Raw genomic sequence first — 21,178 nt, 5'->3', positions numbered from 1 at the left:
TTCCTCAGAGGAAAAAAATCAATAAAAACAGCGAAGCTGTAAATAAAGACTGAGCACAGGACAGATGTCCAACGGCGAAGGTGAAAAGCCGGGTTGGATCACAGATGCCCCTCTTCCGGACGAAAGAGGGGCGCAGCGGTTACTGCCAGCCGTAACGGCGCACAAACCAGCCTTTCACGCACTGGGTCAGCACCATATAGCCAGTCAGGATCAACACCAGCCAAGGGAAATAGCCGAGCGGCAATGCCTGCAGCTGCAGGAAACCGGCCAACGGCGAGAAGGTCAGGCCGATGCCGGTAACGATGACCAGCAGGGTCATCATGCACAGCGGCCATGAAGGACGGCTCTGGATAAACGGAATTTTGCGCGTGCGGATCATATGCACAATCAGCGTTTGCGACAGCAACCCTTCCACGAACCAGCCAGACTGGAACAGCGTCTGCATTTCAGGCGTATTGGCCTTGAAAACCCACCACATCAGGCTGAAGGTCAGCACGTCGAAGATCGAGCTGATCGGCCCGAAGAACACCATAAAGCGCCCAATATCGCCGGAGTTCCAGCGTTGCGGCTGAGTAATCTGATCGTCGTCGACGTTGTCGAACGGAATGGCGATCTGTGAAATGTCATACATCAGGTTCTGGATCAACAGGTGCAGCGGCAACATCGGCAGGAAAGGCAAAAAAGCGCTGGCGATCAACACGCTGAAGACGTTGCCGAAATTGGAGCTGGCGGTCATCTTGATGTACTTGAGCATATTGGCAAAAGTACGACGTCCCTCGATAACCCCCTGCTCCAGCACCATCAGGCTTTTTTCCAGCAGGATGATGTCCGCCGCTTCCTTGGCGATATCCACGGCGGAATCCACCGAAATACCGATATCAGCGGCGCGCAGAGCGGGCGCATCGTTGATGCCGTCCCCCATAAAGCCGACCACGTGGCCCTGCTGGCGCAGCAGCTTGACGATGCGTTCCTTGTGCAGCGGCGTCAGCTTGGCGAACACCGTGGTACGCGCCGCGGCCTGCGCCAGCTGTTCGTCGTTCATCTGTTCGATTTCGCTGCCGCGCAATATATGATCCGCCGCCAGCCCGACGTCTTTGCACACCTTGGCCGCCACCAGCTCATTGTCACCGGTGAGGATCTTCACCGTGACACCGCTGTTTTTCAGCGCCGCCAACGCCGGCGCCGTGCTCTCTTTAGGCGGATCGAGGAAGGCTACGTAGCCCTCGAGGATCAAATCCGACTCGTCGGCCACGCTGTATTCATGAGCCTGGGCCGGCAAGATCTTGTTGGCCACCGCCACTACGCGCAGCCCTTGCTGGTTGAGATCGTCGGTGATGCGCCGAATACGCGCCAACAGCGCCTCGCTGAGCGGGATCACCTCATCTTCCTGCCGCACATGGCTGCAAATTGCCAGCATCTCCTCCAGCGCGCCCTTGCAGATCAGCTCGTGATATTGCGCGTCTTTGGCCACCACCACCGACATACGACGCCGTTCAAAATCAAACGGGATCTCATCCACCTTACGGTAATGCTGCAGCGCATCCGGCTGTTGGTTCTGCTCCGCGCAGCTCAGCACCGCCACGTCGAGCAGGTTTTTCAATCCGGTCTGGTAGAAGCTGTTCAGCCAGGCGTAATGCAGCACCCGATCGCTGGCGGCACCGAACACATCGGTGTGACGCTCCAGCACGATTTTATCCTGGGTCAGGGTACCGGTTTTATCGGTACACAAAACGTCCATAGCACCAAAGTTTTGGATTGCATCCAGACGTTTGACGATCACTTTCTGCCTGGAGAGTTTCACCGCCCCTCTGGCCAGCGTCGAAGTGACGATCATCGGCAGCATTTCCGGGGTCAGCCCCACCGCCACCGACAGCGCGAACAGCGCCGCTTCCCACCAATCCCCCTTGGTGTAGCCGTTGATCAACAAAACGATCGGCGTCATCACCAGCATAAAGCGGATCAGCAGCCAGCTGACCCTGCTGATGCCGGTCTGGAAGGCGTTCGGTTGCTCATCCTGGCTGATAACCCGCTGTGCCAATTGGCCAAAGTAGGTGCCGCCGCCGGTACCGATCACCATCGCCAGCGCGGTACCGCTGACCACGTTGGTGCCCATAAAGCACAGGTTTTGGCACTCCAGCGGATCTTCTGCCTGTTCACGCTGCTCGGCGGTTTTCTCTACCGGCAGAGACTCGCCGGTCAACGCCGCCTGGCTGATAAACAGATCCTTGGCCGACAACACGCGCAGATCCGCCGGGATCATATCCCCTGCCGCCAGCTTAATGATGTCACCCGGCACCAGTTGAGAGATCGGCAGTTCAAGGTGTTCGCTTTTACCGGACAATGCGTCGCTGCGGATCACCGTGGCGGTGTTGCTGACCATCGCCTTCAACGCGTCCGCCGCCCGATTGGATCGCGCCTCCTGAATGAAGTTCAGCAACGTGGAGATCACCACCATCAGTGCGATCACCAGCGCGCCAGTCAGATCTTCCGTAGCATAAGAAATCATGCCGAGTGCGGTCAGCAGCAGGTTGAACGGGTTGCGATAGCAGTGCCACAGGTGCTGCCACCAGGCTTCTTTTTGCTGATCGTCGATGACGTTCTCGCCGCAGCGTTCGCGCACCCGCTCAGCCTCATGAGCGGTGATACCTTCCGGGTGGCTGTGAAAACGCAGATACAGCTCGGTGACTTCGGCAGCGGCGCATTCCATTCGCTGCTGAGCCAAACCGGCGGGCAACCCTTGCGCTTTGCCGCCAAGGCTGTCCAACAGGCTATCGCGGTGCACCAAGCGGCGCGGTAAATTGCGGCTGAGCATGCCCAACAGCTGACGGGGAATATTTTTCAGTTTCATTATTTTGCACCTCGTCGCCCATTGCCTCCCGGCAGCGGGTGAACGCGGGATTGCTCCCTGCCGGGCTTTTGGATGCGCCAAAAAGCCTCTGCCGGGGCAGATCCTGGTTTTTTTAAAAGCAGCTGGAGCGAACGACGAGCGCGCGCTACCGGTTACCGTTTACTTCACCGGTAAAACAGCAGCGCAAAGCGAGCAGGTTTTACCGGATCACCGAGTGGGTGTCTAACGGGGTCGGATCGGGATCCATACGGGTGATAACCTCCGGTAAATGAAAAGATCGAACGACAAGAGCGGCCGTTCAGCGCAGTGCGTAAATCCCTGCATAGCGTCAAGATCCGTTGCGGAAAATAAGCTATGCTGACGGGCATTCAGCGTAGGCCGCCAGTCTACGCCTTTTAACCTCAACGAAAAGTAAACCATGCAAAACCGGCTGACCATCAAGGACATCGCACGCCTGAGCGGCGTAGGTAAATCCACCGTATCACGCGTGTTGAACAACGAAGGCAGCGTGAGCCCGCAAACCCGCGAACGGGTGGAAGCGGTGATCCGTCAGCAGGGGTTTACCCCATCCAAATCGGCGCGCGCCATGCGCGGCCAGAGCGACAAAGTGGTCGGCATCATTGTTTCCCGTCTCGATTCGCCGTCAGAAAACCAGGCGGTACGTACCATGCTGCCGCTGCTGTATCAGCACGGTTTCGACCCTATTGTGATGGAAAGCCAGTTTGAAACCCGACTGGTGGAAGAGCATCTGCATGTCCTTCAACAGCGCAACGTCGACGGGGTGATCCTGTTTGGCTTCACCGGCCTGACGGCGGCCATGCTCAGCCCATGGCAAGAAAAGATGGTGGTGCTGGCGCGGGAATACGACGGGTTTTCTTCGGTGTGCTACGACGACGACGGTGCCGTACGGCTGTTGATGGAACGCCTGCAACAGCAGGGCCACCGCCATATCAGTTATTTGGGGGTGCAATTGTCGGATGCCACCACCGGTTTGCGCCGCCACCAGGCCTATCTGGACGCCTGCCGCCAACGGGGTATTTCCCCCCATGTGGCCTTGGGTGAATTGAGTTATCAGAGCGGCTTCCAGCTGGCTGCCTCGGCCATCGAACCGCAGACCACCGCGCTGGTGTGCGCCTCCGACACCATCGCCCTCGGCGCCATCAAATACCTGCAACAGCAGCAGATTGCGCCGCTGCAGGTGTGCGGCATCGGTAACACCCCGTTGCTTAACTTCTTGTTCCCCGAAACGTTCTCGGTCGATCTCGGCTACGGCAGCGCAGGACTGCAGGCTGCGCAACAGCTGCTGGGCCAGCTCAGCGGCGAACAAGGCCTCCGCCAGATCATCGTGCCAAGCAAACTCGCCTGACGGCGGGTGGGTTGTTTACCCGCATAAATTCCCCAGCCTGAAATCCCCTGTTGATGCTCACACCCAGTGAGCGTCACTTCATCGCTATTTTTTGTCTCCGCCACCACACAACAACCGGTAATCGACCGCCTTCACCCATCAAAGTAAATTACTGTTCATGCATACAGTTATCACTGTGTGTTTTAGCGGTTTTTCAGCACACGGAATGTGTACCTCCCCAGACCTGCCATTCAGGAGCAACGGAGGGTACCGGACGCTGTTAACCATCAGGAAACAGAATGTCGAAAAGGAAGATAATCATGGCTGAAGAAAAGAAAAATGCGCAGGTGACTAACGGCGTTAATGACGATGTGACGGAGCTGAAATCCCTGACCACACTGCGTAAACGTGTCATCAGTGACGGTGAGATTGTGACCAAGGCAGCAAACGGTTTTCGCCTGGCAAACGGCAATACCGGCGTGATGCTGCGTAACGACGGTAAGGATTTTTACGCCCTGACCACCCCCAACGGCCAGGCACAGGATGGGCAGTGGAACACCCTGCGCCCCTTCTCTTTTAACCTCGCAAGCGGCCGGGTATCCCTGCGTAACGGTGTGGATATCTCCGGCGGCGCTATGGTGTCGCATAATGCGGGCGTTTCCACTGCAACTACCGGTCCAACACCGCTGATCGCTGGGCAAATCTACTATTCATCCGCAGTGGAGAGTCAATTTACCAGTGGTAACACCACCACCACCATGTTGATGAGCTCTAGAATTGTAGGCAATGAACAAGATTATGGCCTGCTTTCTTATCGTGACATGAAGGGAAATTGGAACGAGCTCCAGATTAGATCCAATGCAGAACTGAATGTTGGTCAGATAACCAAGCGCAATCCCCATGGCTGGTTTTGGGCAGAAGGTATAGTAAATAAAAGCAATGATGAGCGAGTCACTAATGGATTACATATGCAAGGGCAAGGAAGTATTTATGCCAATCTATTTCTCTCTGAACGTATCCGAAAGCATCAGGCAGTGGAACTGCAAGTCGGCGATGATGTAATAAGCGGCCAATTTGAATTCCGCAATAATGGGAACGCATTCACAAATGGAGTTTGGAACAGCAGCTCCGATGCCCGTATGAAAACCGATATCGAGAAAATTGACGGTGCGCTGGAGAAGCTGGGAAAAATAAGCGGTTATACCTACCTGAAACAGGGCGTCCCGGAAGCCGGAGTAATAGCCCAGGAAGTGGAAAGCGTATTACCTCAATCAGTCACCACCACCGAATTGAAATTAAATGACGGCAGCGTTTTGAAAGATGCCCGTGGAATTAATATCAATGGCGTGGTCGCCCTTCTGGTCGAAGCGTTAAAGGAAGAACGTGAGGCTCGGCTGGCGCTGGAAACTCGGTTGACGGTACTGGAAAAGGCTATTTCCGGTAAACAAAGCTGATAGCCCATTGCTCGTAAAAGGATATTCAGGAGTATATAACATGCCACAAGAACTAAATGGACATGGCCCCACCGCAGGTGAAAGCATGGGTGGTACAGGCGCTAATCTTAATGAAAGGCCGGATAATTCCACGCCCGGCGGGAACTCTCACGGAAATGCAGGGGATCACGACAACGGTAATGGCAATTCCCACACGGCCGCCTATCAGCGTCAAATGAATGCGATCAGAAATGATCAGGCGATCAAAAACATGTTGACCGATTTGCTAAAAAAAGCCGGTTATATTAACTCGTTGGCAAAGGTATCTCTGACGAAATTGGATAAAGACGGTGTGTTAAGTATCTCGGTCTCGGGGATACGTCGTGAGCAAGTTGATACTGTAACGGATGCATTTAATTCGGTAAAACCAGCAATAAAGAACGAGCCAGTGACATCTGTATCCTCCAGTGTGGATACGTGGGTTTTCGGCACCGTCGCAACGGGACATAAACTCGAAAATTATCAACGCTCGCCGAATGGTAACAATAATGATACTGATACAGCGGCAGAAAATAAGGTAACTCTAGGAGCATACTCCGCAGTATTACAGGGTGAGATACCACCAGGTTTTTGGCTCGATAATGATAAGGTCATGACCCAGATCGTTGAGAAATATGAAATTAACGGTGGAGGTAAGGGTGACGATAAGACGGGATACAGAAAAAGCAACGTAGAGGTTCCCTCTCTAACACGCGCTTACCAGCAGTATAAGAAAATATTGAGCGAAATTGCAGACGAAGCCCGCAGGGCCGAGGAAGCCCGCAGGGCCGAGGAAGCCCGCAGGGCCGAGGAAGCCCGCAGGGCCGAAGAAGCCCGCAAGGCCGAAGAAGCCCGCAGGGCCGAAGAAGCCCGCAGGGCCGAGGAAGCCCGCAGGGCCGAGGAAGCCCGCAGGGCCGAAGAAGCTCGCAAGGCCGAGGAAGCCCGCAAGGCCGAGGAAGCCCGCAAGGCCGAGGAAGCCCGCAGGGCCGAGGAAGCCCGCAAGGCCGAGGAAGCCCGGAAAGTTGAAGCGGCGAGGAAGGCGCTGTTTGCCAAAGCCGGTATTTTGGACGCACCGGTATACACGCCCGAAAAGCTGAACGCAGCCAATACTGCATTGGCTACCGCAGGAACAATGGTACTCAACCGTGCGCCTGCCATGCTGCAGATGTCGACGGCAGCACAGGGCGTTATGACAACCTCCAGTGAACTGGCCGGTTCCGTAGCGGGTGCGTTGTGGCGTGGTGCAACGGAAGTCGGCAGCATACGTGCCGGTACCGCTGTCGCCGCAGGGTCAGTACTGGGGGCTCTTGCTATTGGGTTCATCCCGGCAGCAGCCGGAACGGGAAGTGACCAGGTTCCTGGTCGTGACATCAATATGTTTGTCTTCCAGGCAAGTCTGGCCGCCGTCGGTGAAACCGCAATCCGGCCAGGGATGACTTCGGTAGATATGCCGGTACGTGGATTTATATCGACGGACAAGGACGGAAAACAGAGTGTAAACTTTGTCAGAACGGGGGTTGGAGGCGTATCTGCCAGCGTGCCGGTGTTCAGGCCTGTCCGTGATGAGGCAACCGGGCTGGATAAAATCACGCTGCCGGCAATGGGAGGCGTACCTGCCCAGACCATACTGATCAATCCCGTACCGACTGGCCCTGCGGCACCGTCACATACAGGCAATGGTTCACCGGCACCCAAATCACCTGTACATACCGGCACCAATGTCAGGCAGGCAGATAGCATTGTTGTTACGACCTTCCCTGCTGACGTCGTCCAGGACTTGCAGGATTTTATCTTGTGGCAGCCGGATGCGACTGAAACAGGCGTTGAAGCTCTCTATGTGATGGTCAGCAAGCCTTATGGGGAAACTAACGCCAAAGGCAAACACAGTGGCCGTGATTACAATACCGAGAAAGCCGGTGGGCCGATTCAAAATCTGGACTGGACAACCGCCAAGATTGACCGCGTCGGTGTGGACAAGGTAAAACTGCATACAGGGCGATTTGCAGAGTCGGATGCTAACAAGGTAATGATCGATCGTCTGGAGAAAATACTTAGGGGTGAACTGCAGCCCACCGATATCGACAAGCGTTTTTACACCCATGAGATCAGGGAGCTTGAGCGTTATCGTAACCTAGGTATTAACGATGGAATCGTGCCAGATAATCAAGGCGAAGTATGGAATAATACCCATACAGCAACTCTGGAAGACTATAAAGTTAACGAGAGAAATGAACCTTTATACACACCTGAAGCAGTTAGAGCTTCGGAAGAACAAACGAAGAGGGAAGAGCTATGACTGATTTCAAATCAATGATTGAAAAAGAAAACGTTAACGATGTCATATCTTTCTTTGCTGGTTTAACAAACGGAATCGGTTATCCTCAAATGGATAATTTCTTTGTGCGTTACCGATTTGATGTTGTTGGTAATGGTGAGTTGTTAAAAGTATTTGAGGAGCTACGGGAAGCAGGCATCGTCGAGTGGGGAGATAAAATGCTTGTTAAAAAAGGCCCCAACTGGAAAGCTCCAAAGTTCGTAACCGAGAAAAAGTACGGCATCGAGTAACATTCTGCGTTTTACAAAAAATTAATTTTCAGCAAAGCCCAACAAGTTCTCATTTGTTGGGCTTTTTAATTAATACAATCGTCTTATTCTGTCCATTTATTTATCCTCCCCATGCCGGTACCTATGTCAGACATGCGGACAGCATTGTTGTTACGACCTTCCCTGCTGATGTCGTCCAGGATTTGCAGGATTTTATCTTGTGGCAGCCGGATGCGACTGAAACAGGCGTTGAAGCTCTCTATGTGATGGTCAGCAAGCCTTATGGGGAAACTAACGCCAAAGGCAAACACAGTGGCCGTGATTACAATACCGAGAAAGCCGGTGGGCCAATTCAAAATCTGGACTGGACAACCGCCAAGATTGACCGCGTCGGTGTGAACAAGGTAAAACTGCATACAGGGCGATTTGCAGAGTCGGATGCTAACAAGGTAATGATCGATCGTCTGGAGAAAATCCTTAAGGGTGAACTGCAGCCCACCGATATTGACAAGCGTTTTTACACCCATGAGATCAGGGAGCTTGAAAGATACCGTAATCTAGATATTGAAGATGGCAAACTTCCCTATAATTCTGGGGAGATATGGAATAATACTCACACAGCAAATTTAGAGGATTACCAATTAGGTAATGATGAGGCTCTTCTATATACACGAGAAGCTTTAGAGGCTGCTGAAGAACAAGATTTGAGGATGTTAAAATGATTGATCTAGATCGCTTAGCGAACGAAGAAAAAATTTCTGACGTCATTGCTTTTTTAGTAAGAAGAGAAGGAGGATTTGGTTATCCACAAATGGACAGATTCTTTAGTCGCCACAATTTTTCAGTAATTGCAAATGGTGAATTTATGCGAGTATTTGAACAGTTACGTCAGAATGGTATTGTGGTTTGGGGAGATAAAATGCTTGTTAAAAAAGGCCCCAACTGGAAAGAACCAAAATTCGTGACCGAGAAAAAATACGGTATCGAGTAACCTTCTGCGTTTTACAAAAAATTAATTTTCAGCAAAGCCCAACAAGTTCTCATTTGTTGGGCTTTTTAATTAATACAATCGTCTTATTCTGTCCATTTATTTATCCTCCCCATGCCGGTACCAATGTCAAACAGGCGGACAGCATTGTTGTTACGACCTTCCCTGCTGACGTCGTCCAGGATTTACAGGATTTTATCTTGTGGCAGCCGGATGCGACTGAAACAGGCGTTGAAGCTCTCTATGTGATGGTCCGTAATGCCCGCTCCAAACCGGGGATGGTAACAGGTAAAGGCAAAGCCGTTAGTGAGGACTGGTTAAACAATGCAGGAGTAGAACTGGGTTCTCCCATTCCCACTCAAGTTGCTGATAAGCTGCGGGGTAAAACATTTAGCAGTTTCGACTCTTTCCGCAAAGCGTTTTGGATCGAGGTAGGAAATGACCCAGCGCTATCGAAACAGTTTAACTCAAGAAACCAGTCTTTCCTGAAGAAAGGTTATTCTCCATTCGTACCTAACAAAGAGAAAGTCGGAGGTCGTGAAAAATATGAACTTCATCATATTGAACCGATTAGTCAAGATGGTGCAGTATATGATGTTGACAACCTTGGTGTATTGACACCCAAACGTCATATTGAGATCCATTCAAAAAATGGAGGAAAATAAAATGACCGAGCAGAAAACCATTTCAGATTATACAGAAAAAGAATTTTTAGAGTTTACTCAAAAAATGTGTAGTGCAGACTACCCAACAGAGGAAGAGGCTGATAAAGCCGTGCATGAGTTCGTCCGCTTATCGGAGCATCCAGATGGGACTGATCTTATATTCTATCCTCTCCCAGACCAAGATGAATCGCCAGAAGGGCTTGTTAAACAGATAAAAGAATGGCGCGCTAAAAATGGTAAACCAGGCTTTAAGCAAGGATAGTAACCCATTGTTATGTTGCATAACTGTTCAGCGGTAATGATCATTGCATCAAAGCCCGGCAGACGCCAGTTTGTTGGGCTTTGTATTAATACACACGTCTGATTTTCTCCATTTATTGTGTTGCTTCCTCTCCTATCCACTTGCCCTGAAAAGATATAGGCACAGTGATAGCCATAGACTCAAAGCACATCCATTCAAGTCCGTCCTTCGTGATCGTCACAGCCAGTGGAAACAGCTCGTGATGAGGCAACCGGGCTGGATAAAATCACGCTACCGGCAATGGGAGGCATACCTGCCCAAACCATACTGATCAATCCCGTACCGACTGGCCCTGCGGCACCGTCACATACAGGCAATGGTTCACCGGCACCCAAATCACCTGTACATACCGGCACCAATGTCAAACAGGCGGACAGCATTGTTGTTACGACCTTCCCTGCTGACGTCGTCCAGGACTTGCAGGATTTTATCTTGTGGCAGCCGGATGTGACTGAAACAGGCGTCGAAGCTCTCTATGTGATGGTCAGTGATCCACTTGACTCTGGGCGTTTTACGCGTAAACAATTGGACAAGAAATTTAAGCATGCTAGTGACTTTGGTATTGCCGACACGAAAAAAAATAGCGTAACGTTGACTCAATATCGCGACGCAATTGAAGCACACTTGAAGGACAGAGATACTGTGGAAAAAGGAACTTATCGACGGGAAAATGGATCTAAGGTGTTCTTTAATACTAAAACAAACAATGTCGTCGTTCTCGATAAGGATGGAGATTTCATTTCTGGATGGAATTTAATTTCTGATTCCCCACAATATAATAGTTATATTAAGACAGGGGTTTTATAATGAGTGAAAAACTAATCAACTTAGCTAAAAAGCTAGTGTCATCACAACTAACTGCTGATGACTTCGAGTCACAATTCTTTAAATTATGGCGAGAAGAAGGAAAATCAGGGCAATTAGCTAAAGATAGTAAAAATGTTGGTGAGTGTGCATCTGAGATTTTCATCCTTGCAGACTGCTATACTTCCGTTCCAGATCGAAGAGAAAGTGAATTGGACTCCGATGGGTTAAAGAAAGAAGTCAAAGCGACCTTGGAGAAATTCAATCTACTTTAATCTATCTAATGGCCTTATATTTATATATTAAACGAAGCCCAACAAACGAAACTTTGTTGGGCTTTGTTCATTAATAAAATATCCTTACCCTACTTACTTATCCTATTTTTTCCCCTCTGCTCTGAAGAGATAACTCGCGATGAGGCAACCGGGCTGGATAAAATCACGCTACCGGCAATGGGAGGCATACCTGCCCAGACCATACTGATCAATCCCGTACCGACTGGTCCTGCGGCACCGTCACATACAGGCAATGGTTCACCGGCACCCAAATCACCTGTACATACCGGCACCAATGTCAAACAGGCGGACAGCATTGTTGTTACGACCTTCCCTGCTGACGTCGTCCAGGACTTGCAGGATTTTATCTTGTGGCAGCCGGATGCGACTGAAACAGGCGTCGAAGCTCTCTATGTGATGGTCAGTGATCCACTTGACTCTGGGCGTTTTACGCGTAAACAATTGGACAAGAAATTTAAGCACACTTGAAGGACAGAGATACTGTGAAAAAAGGGACATATCGACGAAACGCGAGCTCAACTGTGTATTTTAATCCGAAATCAATGAATGTCGTTATTCTTAAGGCTGATGGGAGTTTCTTGTCAGAATGGAAAATAGACCCAACGGAAGAGAACGGCAGGATATATTTAGAATCGGGGGTGTTATGAGTAGAATTAAACTAGTAGAAATTGGTAAGAAATTCATAGAGAATAAAATCAGCGCCGAAACTTTCGCAGAAGAAATAGTGACTTCAAGACGTGAGCTATATGGCATAGAAGAACCGAATAAATCTATAGATATGTGTGGTGGTGATCTGTTTATTTTGGCAGATTGTTTTAACCCTGATTCTGACCGTGACAGTTATGAATTGGATGAATCAGAATTAAAGAAAGAAGTCAAAGCGACCTTGGAGAAATTCAATCTACTTTAATCTATCGAATGGCCTTATATTTATATATTAAACAAAGCCCAACAAACGAAACTTTGTTGGGCTTTGTTCATTAATAAAATATTCTTACCCTACTTACTTATCCTATTTTTTCCCCTCTGCTCTGAAGAGATAACTCGCGATGAGGCAACCGGACTGGATAAAATCACGCTGCCGGCAATCGGAGGCGTACCTGTCCAGACCATATTGATCAATCCTGTACCGACTGGCCCTGCGGCACCGTCACATACAGGCAATGGTTCATCGGCCCCCAAAATGCCCGTGCATACCGGCCCGGATGTCAGGCAGGCAGATAGCATTGTTGTTACGACCTTCCCTGCTGATGTCGTCCAGGATTTGCAGGATTTTATCTTGTGGCAGCCGGATGCGACTGAAACAGGCGTTGAAGCTCTCTATGTGATGGTCAGTGTTCCACTTGACTCTGGGCGTTTTACGCGTAAACAATTGGATAAGAAATTTAAGCATGCTAGTGATTTTGGTATTGCCGACACGAAAAAAAATAGCGTAACGTTGACTCAATATCGCGACGCAATTGAAGCACACTTGAAGGACAGAGATACTGTGGAAAAAGGAACTTATCGACGGGAAAAGGGATCTAAAGTTTACTTCAACCCCAAAAATATGAGGGTTGTAATCATCAAAGCCAATGGCGATTTTCTCTCCGGATGGAAAATAAACCCCGATGCGGATAATGGTCGAATTTATTTAGAGACAGGTGACTTATGAACAAAATGGCGATAATTGAATTAGCCAGGGATTTTTTGAACTCAAAAGTTAATGCACTTAAATTCTCTGAAGAAATATGTATTGAAAGACGTAAATTATATGGAACTGATCAGGACAAGAGTGTTTTGAACTGTGGAGAGGAACTATTTATGGTGGCTGAAATTTATAATCCAGATTCAGATCGCGCTGATTATGAACTGGATGAGTCTGGATTAAGAAAAGAAGTCAAAGCTACCCTAGAGAAATTCAATCTACTTTAACTCTCACCAATTTCTGAATAAAATAATTGAAACAATGCCCAATAAGCTCTAGTTTATCGGGCACTTTCATGAGTAGCTTATTTATCCCCCTCAAGGCCGCCCTTCGTAACCATCCCAGTAGGTGGCAACGGCGGAATCCAGCAAGATCTGGCGTTGTTTGTGTGGGTTATCCACTGAATATTGCTGATTGATAAATCGCCCTTTCTTCCCCATGTCACTGAGGAATTCTGGGCTGCGGAAATAGGCTTCCTGCTGCTGTGCCTGCTGTTGCGTTAGGCCCTTGGCCCGATCGGCTTTCCCCATTTGGTAAAACTGGTCAAAGAATGGGATAGCCGCTTTTATCGAGTTCGGGATTTGGGTTCGCATTTCGGGGGAGAAATCTTCACGTGCCAACTGATAAACCGCATGTTTGGCGTGGCGTTCCGGGCTACTTTTTTGACTGGTACAGGCGCTCAGGAGCAGCGCGGTAAAGACAATAAGCAGTCGAGGCAATGTCAAAGTCATCATTCTTCCTTGAAAAAAGTGCGTGGTAATAGCACTCGTAGAGCGTATTGGTTTTAAAAATACAGGCGTGAGTGCCACTGATTTCAATCAACTTGTTGATTGTTAAGGCTGACAGTATAGCCAGCGTTGCGCCAGTTCAAGATAATATTACGGAATGTTTCGGCTCGCGCTCAAATTTCCCCTGTTCAACAAGTGGTCATTTTTTTATCGTTTTGTGATCCTCGCCCCAAACCGGGAACGTTCCCATTCCATAAAAAAAGCGAAATGACTAAGCTTTGATCATCACTCGAACAACACCTCTGCGGCAGTCTCATCCCAAGAAAGGTATCTAATAATGGGCAAAGTAAAACAGCAGGATATCGATCGCCTGATTGTGCTGGTTGGCGGGCGCGAGAATATCGCCACCGTCAGCCATTGCATTACCAGGCTGCGTTTCGTTCTCAACGACCCAAGTCTTGCCAAACCAAAAGAAATCGAAGAACTGCCGATGGTCAAAGGCTGCTTCACCAATGCCGGGCAGTTCCAGGTGGTGATTGGCCCGGAGGTCGGTGATTATTATCAGGCGTTGATTGCCACCACCGGCGTCAACGAGGCCGATAAAGAACAGGCCAAGGTGGCGGCGCGCCAGAACATGACCTGGAGCGAGCGTGCTATCTCCCACTTCGCCGAAATCTTCTTCCCGCTGCTGCCGGCGCTGATCAGCGGCGGTTTAATCCTCGGCTTCCGCAACGTGATCGGCGACATCCCGATGTCCGGCGGCCAAACGCTGGCGCAAATGCACCCGGCGTGGAAGACCATTTACGACTTCCTGTGGCTGCTCGGTGAAGCCATCTTCATGTTCCTGCCGGTCGCCATCTGTTGGTCAACGGTGAAAAAAATGGGCGGCACGCCGGTGCTTGGCATCGTACTGGGCATCACGCTGGTGTCCCCGCAGTTGATGAACTCCTATCAACTCGGCCAGCAGATCCCGGAAGTGTGGAACTTCGGCTGGTTTACCATCCAGAAAGTCGGTTATCAGGCGCAGGTGATCCCGTCCATGCTGGCCGGTATGGCACTGGGCTGGATTGAAACCCGCTTGAAAAAGATCGTGCCGGATTACCTGTATCTGGTGGTGGTACCGGTCGTTTCTCTGCTGCTGGCGGTGTTCCTGGCGCACGCCTTTATCGGCCCGTTCGGCCGCATGATTGGCGATGGCGTAGCCTGGGCGGTGAAAGCCGTCATGACCGGCAGCTTCGCGCCGATTGGCGCCGCACTGTTTGGTTTCCTGTATGCCCCGCTGGTGATCACCGGCGTGCATCAGACCACGCTGGCCATCGATATGCAGATGATCCAGAGCATGGGCGGCACGCCGGTTTGGCCACTGATTGCTCTGTCCAACATTGCTCAGGCATCTGCGGTGCTGGGTATCATCATCGTCAGCCGCAAGGCCAACGAACGTGAAATCTCGGTCCCGGCGGCAATCTCCGCCTACCTTGGCGTCACCGAGCCGGCAATGTACGGGATCAACCTGAAATACCGTTTCCCTATGCTGTGCGCGATGATCGGCTCCGCTTTCGCCGGGCTGATCTGTGGCCTGGACGGCGTGATGGCCAACGGCATCGGCGTCGGCGGTTTGCCGGGCATCCTGTCGATCAAACCGCAGTTCTGGATGATTTACACGGTAGCGATCCTGGTGGCGGTCATTATCCCGCTGGTGCTGACCATCATGGTTTACAAACGCAAAGCCAGCCGCGGTGAGCTGCCGGTCTGATTAAAATGTAGGGGCCCGGCATGCCGGGCCCATTGTCACGATTTAAAGGTATGACTATGAGCAATCCAATCCCCTGGTGGCAAAACGGCGTCATCTACCAAATCTACCCGAAGAGTTTTCAGGACAGCACCGGTAACGGCTACGGCGATCTGGCCGGTGTGACCCAGCGGCTGGACTATCTGCAAGAGCTGGGCGTCGATGCGATCTGGCTGACGCCGGTGTATGTCTCCCCACAGGTGGATAACGGTTATGACGTGGCGGACTACTGCGCCATCGATCCGGCCTACGGCACCATGGAGGATTTCGATCGACTGATTACCGCCGCCCACCAGCGCAGCATTCGCATCGTGATGGACATGGTGTTCAACCATACTTCAACCGAGCACCCCTGGTTCAAAGCCTCGCAAGAACTGAACAGCCCCTTCCGCCAATTCTACGTCTGGCGCGATGGCGAAGGTGACGCGCCGCCGAACAACTGGCGTTCCAAATTTGGCGGTAATGCCTGGCAGTGGCATGCCGACAGCGGCCAGTATTACCTGCATCTGTTTGCCACCGAGCAGGCCGATCTCAACTGGGAACACCCGCCGGTCCGCGAAGAGTTGAAGAAAGTGTGCCAGTTCTGGGCAGACAAAGGTGTCGACGGCCTGCGCCTCGACGTGATTAACCTGGTTTCCAAGCAGCAGGATTTCCCGTCCGATCCTCAGGGGGACGGTCGCCGTTTTTATACCGACGGGCCGCGTATTCATGAGTTCCTGCAGGAGATGAGCCGCGACGTGTTCCAGCCGCGCGGCTTGATGACCGTGGGCGAAATGTCTTCCACTACTCTGGAACATTGCCGGCAGTACGCTGCGCAAAGCGGTGAAGAGTTGTCGATGACCTTCAACTTCCACCATCTGAAAGTGGACTATGCCGGCGGCGAGAAATGGACGCTGGCGGCGCCGGATTACGTTGAACTCAAACAGATTTTCCGTCACTGGCAGCAGGGTATGCACAACCAGGCCTGGAATGCGCTGTTCTGGTGTAACCACGATCAGCCACGTATCGTTTCGCGCTTCGGCGATGAAGGCGAACTGCGAGTACCGGCCGCAAAAATGCTGGCGATGGTGCTGCACGGCATGCAGGGCACGCCTTATATTTATCAGGGCGAAGAGATCGGCATGACCAATCCCGGCTTTAGCACCATCGGGCAGTACCGCGATGTGGAAAGCCTGAACATGTATTCCGAACATAGCGCACAGGGCAAAAGTGAAGCCGAGCTGCTGGCGATCCTGGCCACTAAATCGCGCGATAACGGCCGCACGCCAATGCAGTGGAGTGCCGCGCCCAACGCCGGATTCACCCAAGGGACCCCGTGGATTGGCTGTGCGGAAAACTACCCGCAAATCAATGCTGAAGCGGCACTGGCCGATCTGGACTCGGTGTTTTACGCCTACCGACAGTTAATCACCTTGCGCAAGCAGTATCCGCTGTTGACCCACGGCGACTATCAGGATCTGGCGCCCAGCCATCCGGCGCTGTGGTGCTACCAGCGCCGCTGGAACGGCCAACGCCTGCTGGTGGCGGCCAACCTAAGCCGCGAACCGCTGGCCTGGCAGGCGGAAGGGGTGGAACCTTCAGCGTTGTGGCGTCCGCTGATGAGCAATTACGCCGATGCGCCTACGCAGCCGCAGGCCATCACCCTGCGACCGTTCGAAGCGGTGTGGTGGCTGTTAGAGGACTAACCCCCAGGGCGTGGCCTCAGGCTGCGCCCTGCCCTTTTTTCAACAGAGCCACCACCCCGGCGGCCTCTTGCGCCAGACGCTCATCGCTCATGTCAAAAACGCCCTGCACCAGATGCGGCGGCAGATAATCCATGCCGGTCAGGTTGGCCATTGCATGGAACGGACGCAGCAAATCCTCGACCGGATAGCGGTTATACCCTTCCGCCGTATAGGCCTGCTGATTGCCGCCGGTGGTGACCACCAGTTGCAAGGGCTTGCCGTGCAGCTGGGTACCTTCACTGCCGTAAGCGAAACCGTGGGTTAATACCGCATCCTGCCATTCGCTGAGAATGGCCGGTGAGCTGTACCAGTAGAACGGGAACAGCATCACCACCGCATCATGGTTTTGCAGCAGCTCTTGCTCATGCGCCACGTCGATTTGATAGTCCGGGTAGGCACGCATCAGTTCGTGGACAGTGACGTCCGGCAAAGGACGAAGCGCTTCGATCAACGCTTTGTTGATGCGTGATTCGTCGGGAAAACGGTGGGCGGTCAACACTAAAATACTCGACATAAAGGATCCTTGATTAAGATTTGATAACGCATTTTTCCATTTCCAGCGCCGCGGGTGTAGGCTGTGAATGGTCACTTCAATTTCAACTGAAAGTATCAACCACTATGTCGCTGCCCTTTGACGTGCACCGCCTGCTGCCGGCCTTCCTCGCGGCCGCCCAGGCGCAGAATTTCTCCGCCGCCGCGCGCCAACTGGGCGTCACCCCGGCGGCAATCAGTAAAAATATTCGCGTGCTGGAAGAAAAGCTGGCGCTGCGGTTGTTCCAGCGTAATACCCACAACGTGGTGCTCACCGACGAAGGCAAGGCGCTGTTGCAGCAGGTGGCGCCACTGTGGCAGGCGCTGTCCGCCACGCTGGAAACTGCCGGTAGCGCGCAGCAGGCACCTTCCGGCACGGTGCGCGTCAGCATGATCCCCGGCTTCGGCCGCCAGATCCTGATGCCGTTGATCCCGCAATTCCTGGAACGTTATCCGCAGATCGATCTCGATCTCTCACTGGATGCCCGCGTGGTCAATCTGGTGGGCGAAGGGTTTGACGTCGGCATCGGCAGCCGGGTCGATCCCGACAGTCGGTTGGTGGCGCGGCCACTGTATCCGATGCAGATGGTACTGGCGGCCTCGCCCGGCTATCTTGCGCAGCACGGCACGCCGCAGGATCCTGACGATCTGCTGCAACATAATTGCCTGCTGCACCGTAACCCGGCTACCGGCCGCAGCGTAAAATGGCCGTTGCACAGGCATGGCGAAGCCAAAACGCTGGAACTGCATGGCCGGCTGGTGGTCAGCCGTCCGGAGATGTTACTGGATGCGGCGCTGGCCGGGTTGGGCATCGTCTGTCTGGCACGTTGGTATGCGGAGCATCACTTTGCGCAGGGCACTCTACTGCCAGTGCTGGCGGAATACTGGCCGCAGCCCACCCAACTGTGGTTGTACTACGCCTCCGCCGATCTGCCCCCGCGAGTGCGCGTCTGGGTGGAGTTCCTGCTCGAGCATTTCCACTCTCGTCCGGCCTGAGCATTCAGGCCGAAATTAACGTCTGTACAGCTTACGCGCGCTCTTTCATTTTCTTTGTCCTACGTCAAAAGAACTCCATCAACATCTATATATAGTGCATTAAGAAACGACAGCACCTATATATAGTAGTTATCCACAAAATCATCCACACGTCGCCTCAGCCCTTGCGTGCTGCGGCATTGCCCTGTGGATAAGCTGAAATCATACCGATACCCGATAGCTTTCAGGCTGAAATCTGCAAGGCAGGGCATCAACGCTCCCTCGGGGAACAAGGAGTAACAACGTGAAACCAGTAGTGATTAAACGGGACGGTTGTCAGGTACCTTTTGACGAGGCACGTATTGGGCAAGCCATCGAGCGGGCCGCGCTGGCCGTGGGGATCGTCGATGCGGATTACTGCGCAACCGTCGCCCGCGTAGTCGCTCAGCAGATATCACAGCAGCCGCGCGTCGATATCCATGAAATCCAGCGGGCGGTAGAAAACCAGCTAATGGCCGGCGAGTACAAGCAGCTGGCGCGGGCCTATATTGAGTATCGTCACGATCGCGACGTCGCGCGCGAACTGCGTGGACGGTTGAACCAGGAGATCCGCGGCCTGGTTGAGCAAAGCAATATGGCGTTGCTCAATGAAAACGCCAATAAAGACAGCAAGGTGATCCCCACCCAGCGCGATCTGCTGGCCGGGATCGTCGCCAAGCACTATGCCAAGCAGCATATCCTGCCGCGTGACGTGGTGCTGGCCCATGAGCGAGGCGAGATCCACTACCACGATCTCGACTACTCGCCATTCTTCCCGATGTTCAACTGCATGCTGATCGACCTGAAGGGCATGCTGACCAACGGCTTCAAGATGGGCAACGCCGAGATTGAACCCCCGAAGTCGATCTCCACCGCTACCGCAGTGACCGCGCAAATCATCGCGCAGGTAGCCAGCCATATTTATGGCGGTACCACCATTAACCGTATCGACGAGATCCTGGCGCCGTTCGTCACCGAAAGCTTTAACAAACACCAGCAGGTCGCCGAACAGTGGCAGATCCCGGATGCGCAGGGCTATGCCATGGCGCGCACCGAAAAAGAGTGTTACGACGCCTTCCAGTCGCTGGAATACGAGGTCAACACCCTGCACACCGCCAATGGCCAGACGCCGTTCGTCACCTTTGGTTTCGGGCTGGGGACCTCCTGGGAATCACGATTGATCCAACGTTCTATCCTGAGTAACCGCATTGCCGGGCTGGGCAAAAACCGTAAGACGGCGGTGTTCCCTAAACTGGTGTTCGCCATCCGCGACGGCCTGAATCATCAGTACGGCGATCCGAACTACGACATCAAGCAGTTGGCGTTGGAATGCGCCAGCAAGCGCATGTACCCAGACATTCTCAATTACGATCAGGTGGTGAAAGTCACCGGCTCGTTCAAAACGCCGATGGGCTGTCGCAGCTTCCTCGGCACTTACGAAGAAGGGGGCGAGCTGGTACATGATGGCCGCAACAATATCGGCGTGATCAGCCTGAACCTGCCGCGCATTGCGCTGGAAGCCATGGGGGATGAAAGCCGCTTCTGGGATCTGCTGGATCAGCGCTTGCTGCTGGCGAAAAAAGCGCTGATGACGCGCATCGCCCGGCTGGAAGGTATCAAGGCGCGCGTGGCCCCTATTTTGTATATGGAAGGTGCCTGCGGCGTACGCCTGAAGGCAGACGACAACATTGCCGAGATCTTCAAGAACGGCCGCGCGTCGATCTCGCTGGGCTATATCGGCCTGCATGAAACCATCAACGCCCTGTTCGGCAACGAACAACACGTATACGACGATGAAGCGCTGCGCGCCAAAGCGATCGCTATCGTTGCGCACCTGCGGGCCGCCACGGAAAGTTGGAAGGCAGAGACCGGTTACGGCTTTAGCCTGTACAGCACGCCAAGCGAAAACCTGTGCGATCGCTTCTGCCGGCTCGATACCGCCGATTTCGGCGTGGTGCCGGGCGTGACCGACAAAGGCTATTACACCAACAGCTTCCACCTCGACGTAGAGAAAAAGGTCAATCCTTACGACAAGCTGGATTTTGAGGCTCCCTATCCGCCATTGGCCAACGGCGGTTTCATCTGTTACGGCGAATACCCGAACCTGCAGCACAACCTGAAAGCGCTCGAAGACGTGTGGGATTACAGCTACAGCCGCGTGCCCTATTACGGCACCAACACGCCCATCGACGAATGCTACGAGTGCGGTTTTACCGGAGAATTTTCCTGCACCAGCAAGGGCTTCACCTGCCCGAAATGCGGTAACCACGAGCCGTCCAAGGTCTCCGTTACCCGCCGGGTGTGCGGTTATCTCGGCAGCCCGGACGCCAGGCCGTTTAATGCCGGCAAGCAAGAAGAGGTGAAACGCCGGGTGAAACACCTGGGGAACGGGCAGATCGGCTGACGCCGGCCTGCTGTCGGTCGGGGCGCGGCCAACCGCGC

Annotated in this window: 21 protein-coding genes; 18 read left to right on the top strand and 3 right to left on the bottom strand. The window is 52.7% G+C overall.

Going from position 1 to position 21,178, the window contains the following annotated elements:
• Positions 1–139 precede the first annotated feature (139 nt).
• Positions 140–2,848, bottom strand: a complete 2,709-nt coding sequence (gene mgtA, locus LQ945_RS15695) for a magnesium-translocating P-type ATPase (protein ID WP_269935773.1) — start codon at positions 2,846–2,848, stop codon at positions 140–142.
• A gap of 418 nt (positions 2,849–3,266) precedes the next feature.
• On the opposite strand from mgtA, the gene treR reads away from it, so the two are divergent.
• From treR to LQ945_RS15625, 14 genes are all read left to right on the top strand, one after another.
• Positions 3,267–4,214, top strand: coding sequence for a trehalose operon repressor TreR (treR, locus tag LQ945_RS15690; RefSeq protein WP_044554001.1), 948 nt, complete (start codon positions 3,267–3,269; stop codon positions 4,212–4,214).
• 299 nt (positions 4,215–4,513) lie between these two features.
• Positions 4,514–5,647: a tail fiber domain-containing protein gene (locus LQ945_RS15685; protein WP_270101166.1), complete on the top strand. Its 1,134-nt coding sequence runs from the start codon at positions 4,514–4,516 to the stop codon at positions 5,645–5,647.
• Between the two features lie 40 nt (positions 5,648–5,687).
• A complete protein-coding gene (locus tag LQ945_RS15680; protein ID WP_270101165.1) occupies positions 5,688–7,961 on the top strand; it encodes an S-type pyocin domain-containing protein in 2,274 nt (757 codons plus the stop codon).
• A complete protein-coding gene (locus tag LQ945_RS15675) occupies positions 7,958–8,230 on the top strand; it encodes a hypothetical protein (RefSeq protein ID WP_270101164.1) in 273 nt (90 codons plus the stop codon). Before LQ945_RS15680 ends, LQ945_RS15675 begins: the two co-directional genes overlap by 4 nt.
• A 53-nt stretch (positions 8,231–8,283) precedes the next feature.
• Positions 8,284–8,931: an S-type pyocin domain-containing protein gene (locus tag LQ945_RS15670; protein ID WP_270101163.1), complete on the top strand. Its 648-nt coding sequence runs from the start codon at positions 8,284–8,286 to the stop codon at positions 8,929–8,931.
• Positions 8,928–9,200, top strand: a complete 273-nt coding sequence (locus tag LQ945_RS15665) for a hypothetical protein (RefSeq protein ID WP_270101162.1) — start codon at positions 8,928–8,930, stop codon at positions 9,198–9,200. Before LQ945_RS15670 ends, LQ945_RS15665 begins: the two co-directional genes overlap by 4 nt.
• A gap of 53 nt (positions 9,201–9,253) precedes the next feature.
• A complete protein-coding gene (locus LQ945_RS15660) occupies positions 9,254–9,862 on the top strand; it encodes an S-type pyocin domain-containing protein (RefSeq protein ID WP_270101161.1) in 609 nt (202 codons plus the stop codon).
• A 1-nt stretch (position 9,863) separates the two neighbouring features.
• Positions 9,864–10,124 (top strand): bacteriocin immunity protein, encoded by a 261-nt coding sequence (locus LQ945_RS15655; protein WP_270101160.1) that lies wholly within the window; start codon positions 9,864–9,866, stop codon positions 10,122–10,124.
• Positions 10,125–10,349: 225 nt separating this feature from the next.
• Positions 10,350–10,970: an S-type pyocin domain-containing protein gene (locus LQ945_RS15650; RefSeq protein WP_270101159.1), complete on the top strand. Its 621-nt coding sequence runs from the start codon at positions 10,350–10,352 to the stop codon at positions 10,968–10,970.
• Positions 10,970–11,242, top strand: a complete 273-nt coding sequence (locus LQ945_RS15645; RefSeq protein WP_128865506.1) for a colicin immunity domain-containing protein — start codon at positions 10,970–10,972, stop codon at positions 11,240–11,242. Before LQ945_RS15650 ends, LQ945_RS15645 begins: the two co-directional genes overlap by 1 nt.
• Positions 11,243–11,305: 63 nt before the next feature.
• Positions 11,306–11,731, top strand: coding sequence for an S-type pyocin domain-containing protein (locus LQ945_RS24865; protein WP_333482951.1), 426 nt, complete (start codon positions 11,306–11,308; stop codon positions 11,729–11,731).
• 175 nt (positions 11,732–11,906) lie between these two features.
• Positions 11,907–12,173 carry a colicin immunity domain-containing protein gene (locus LQ945_RS15635; RefSeq protein ID WP_269935769.1) on the top strand — a complete coding sequence of 89 codons (267 nt, stop codon included), beginning with the start codon at positions 11,907–11,909 and terminating at the stop codon, positions 12,171–12,173.
• 63 nt (positions 12,174–12,236) lie between these two features.
• On the top strand, positions 12,237–12,917 hold the full coding sequence (locus LQ945_RS15630) for an S-type pyocin domain-containing protein (protein WP_270101158.1): 681 nt from the start codon (positions 12,237–12,239) through the stop codon (positions 12,915–12,917).
• Entirely contained in the window at positions 12,914–13,177 is a 264-nt protein-coding gene (locus LQ945_RS15625; RefSeq protein ID WP_270101157.1) for a colicin immunity domain-containing protein, read from the top strand. Before LQ945_RS15630 ends, LQ945_RS15625 begins: the two co-directional genes overlap by 4 nt.
• A gap of 90 nt (positions 13,178–13,267) precedes the next feature.
• On the opposite strand, the gene LQ945_RS15620 is transcribed toward LQ945_RS15625, so the two are convergent.
• Positions 13,268–13,684, bottom strand: a complete 417-nt coding sequence (locus tag LQ945_RS15620) for an Exc2 family lipoprotein (RefSeq protein ID WP_270101156.1) — start codon at positions 13,682–13,684, stop codon at positions 13,268–13,270.
• A gap of 331 nt (positions 13,685–14,015) precedes the next feature.
• On the opposite strand from LQ945_RS15620, the gene treB reads away from it, so the two are divergent.
• Together treB and treC are read left to right on the top strand one after the other, a co-directional pair.
• Complete coding sequence (treB, locus tag LQ945_RS15615; RefSeq protein ID WP_270101155.1) at positions 14,016–15,431, top strand: PTS trehalose transporter subunit IIBC; 1,416 nt, start codon at positions 14,016–14,018, stop codon at positions 15,429–15,431.
• A gap of 56 nt (positions 15,432–15,487) precedes the next feature.
• Positions 15,488–17,152, top strand: a complete 1,665-nt coding sequence (gene treC / locus LQ945_RS15610) for an alpha,alpha-phosphotrehalase (RefSeq protein ID WP_270101154.1) — start codon at positions 15,488–15,490, stop codon at positions 17,150–17,152.
• Positions 17,153–17,168: 16 nt separating this feature from the next.
• Here the strand turns inward: treC and LQ945_RS15605 are convergent, their stop codons facing one another.
• Entirely contained in the window at positions 17,169–17,705 is a 537-nt protein-coding gene (locus LQ945_RS15605) for an NAD(P)H-dependent oxidoreductase (RefSeq protein WP_270101153.1), read from the bottom strand.
• A 104-nt stretch (positions 17,706–17,809) separates the two neighbouring features.
• On the opposite strand from LQ945_RS15605, the gene LQ945_RS15600 reads away from it, so the two are divergent.
• Together LQ945_RS15600 and nrdD are read left to right on the top strand one after the other, a co-directional pair.
• Complete coding sequence (locus LQ945_RS15600) at positions 17,810–18,718, top strand: LysR family transcriptional regulator (protein ID WP_270101152.1); 909 nt, start codon at positions 17,810–17,812, stop codon at positions 18,716–18,718.
• Between the two features lie 283 nt (positions 18,719–19,001).
• Entirely contained in the window at positions 19,002–21,140 is a 2,139-nt protein-coding gene (gene nrdD / locus LQ945_RS15595) for an anaerobic ribonucleoside-triphosphate reductase (protein ID WP_270101151.1), read from the top strand.
• Positions 21,141–21,178: the final 38 nt, after the last annotated feature.

The sequence above is a fragment of the Serratia liquefaciens genome (assembly GCF_027594825.1).
GTDB classification, from domain to species: Bacteria; Pseudomonadota; Gammaproteobacteria; order Enterobacterales; family Enterobacteriaceae; genus Serratia; species Serratia liquefaciens_A.
This window is presented reverse-complemented; position numbering and strand designations above follow the sequence as displayed.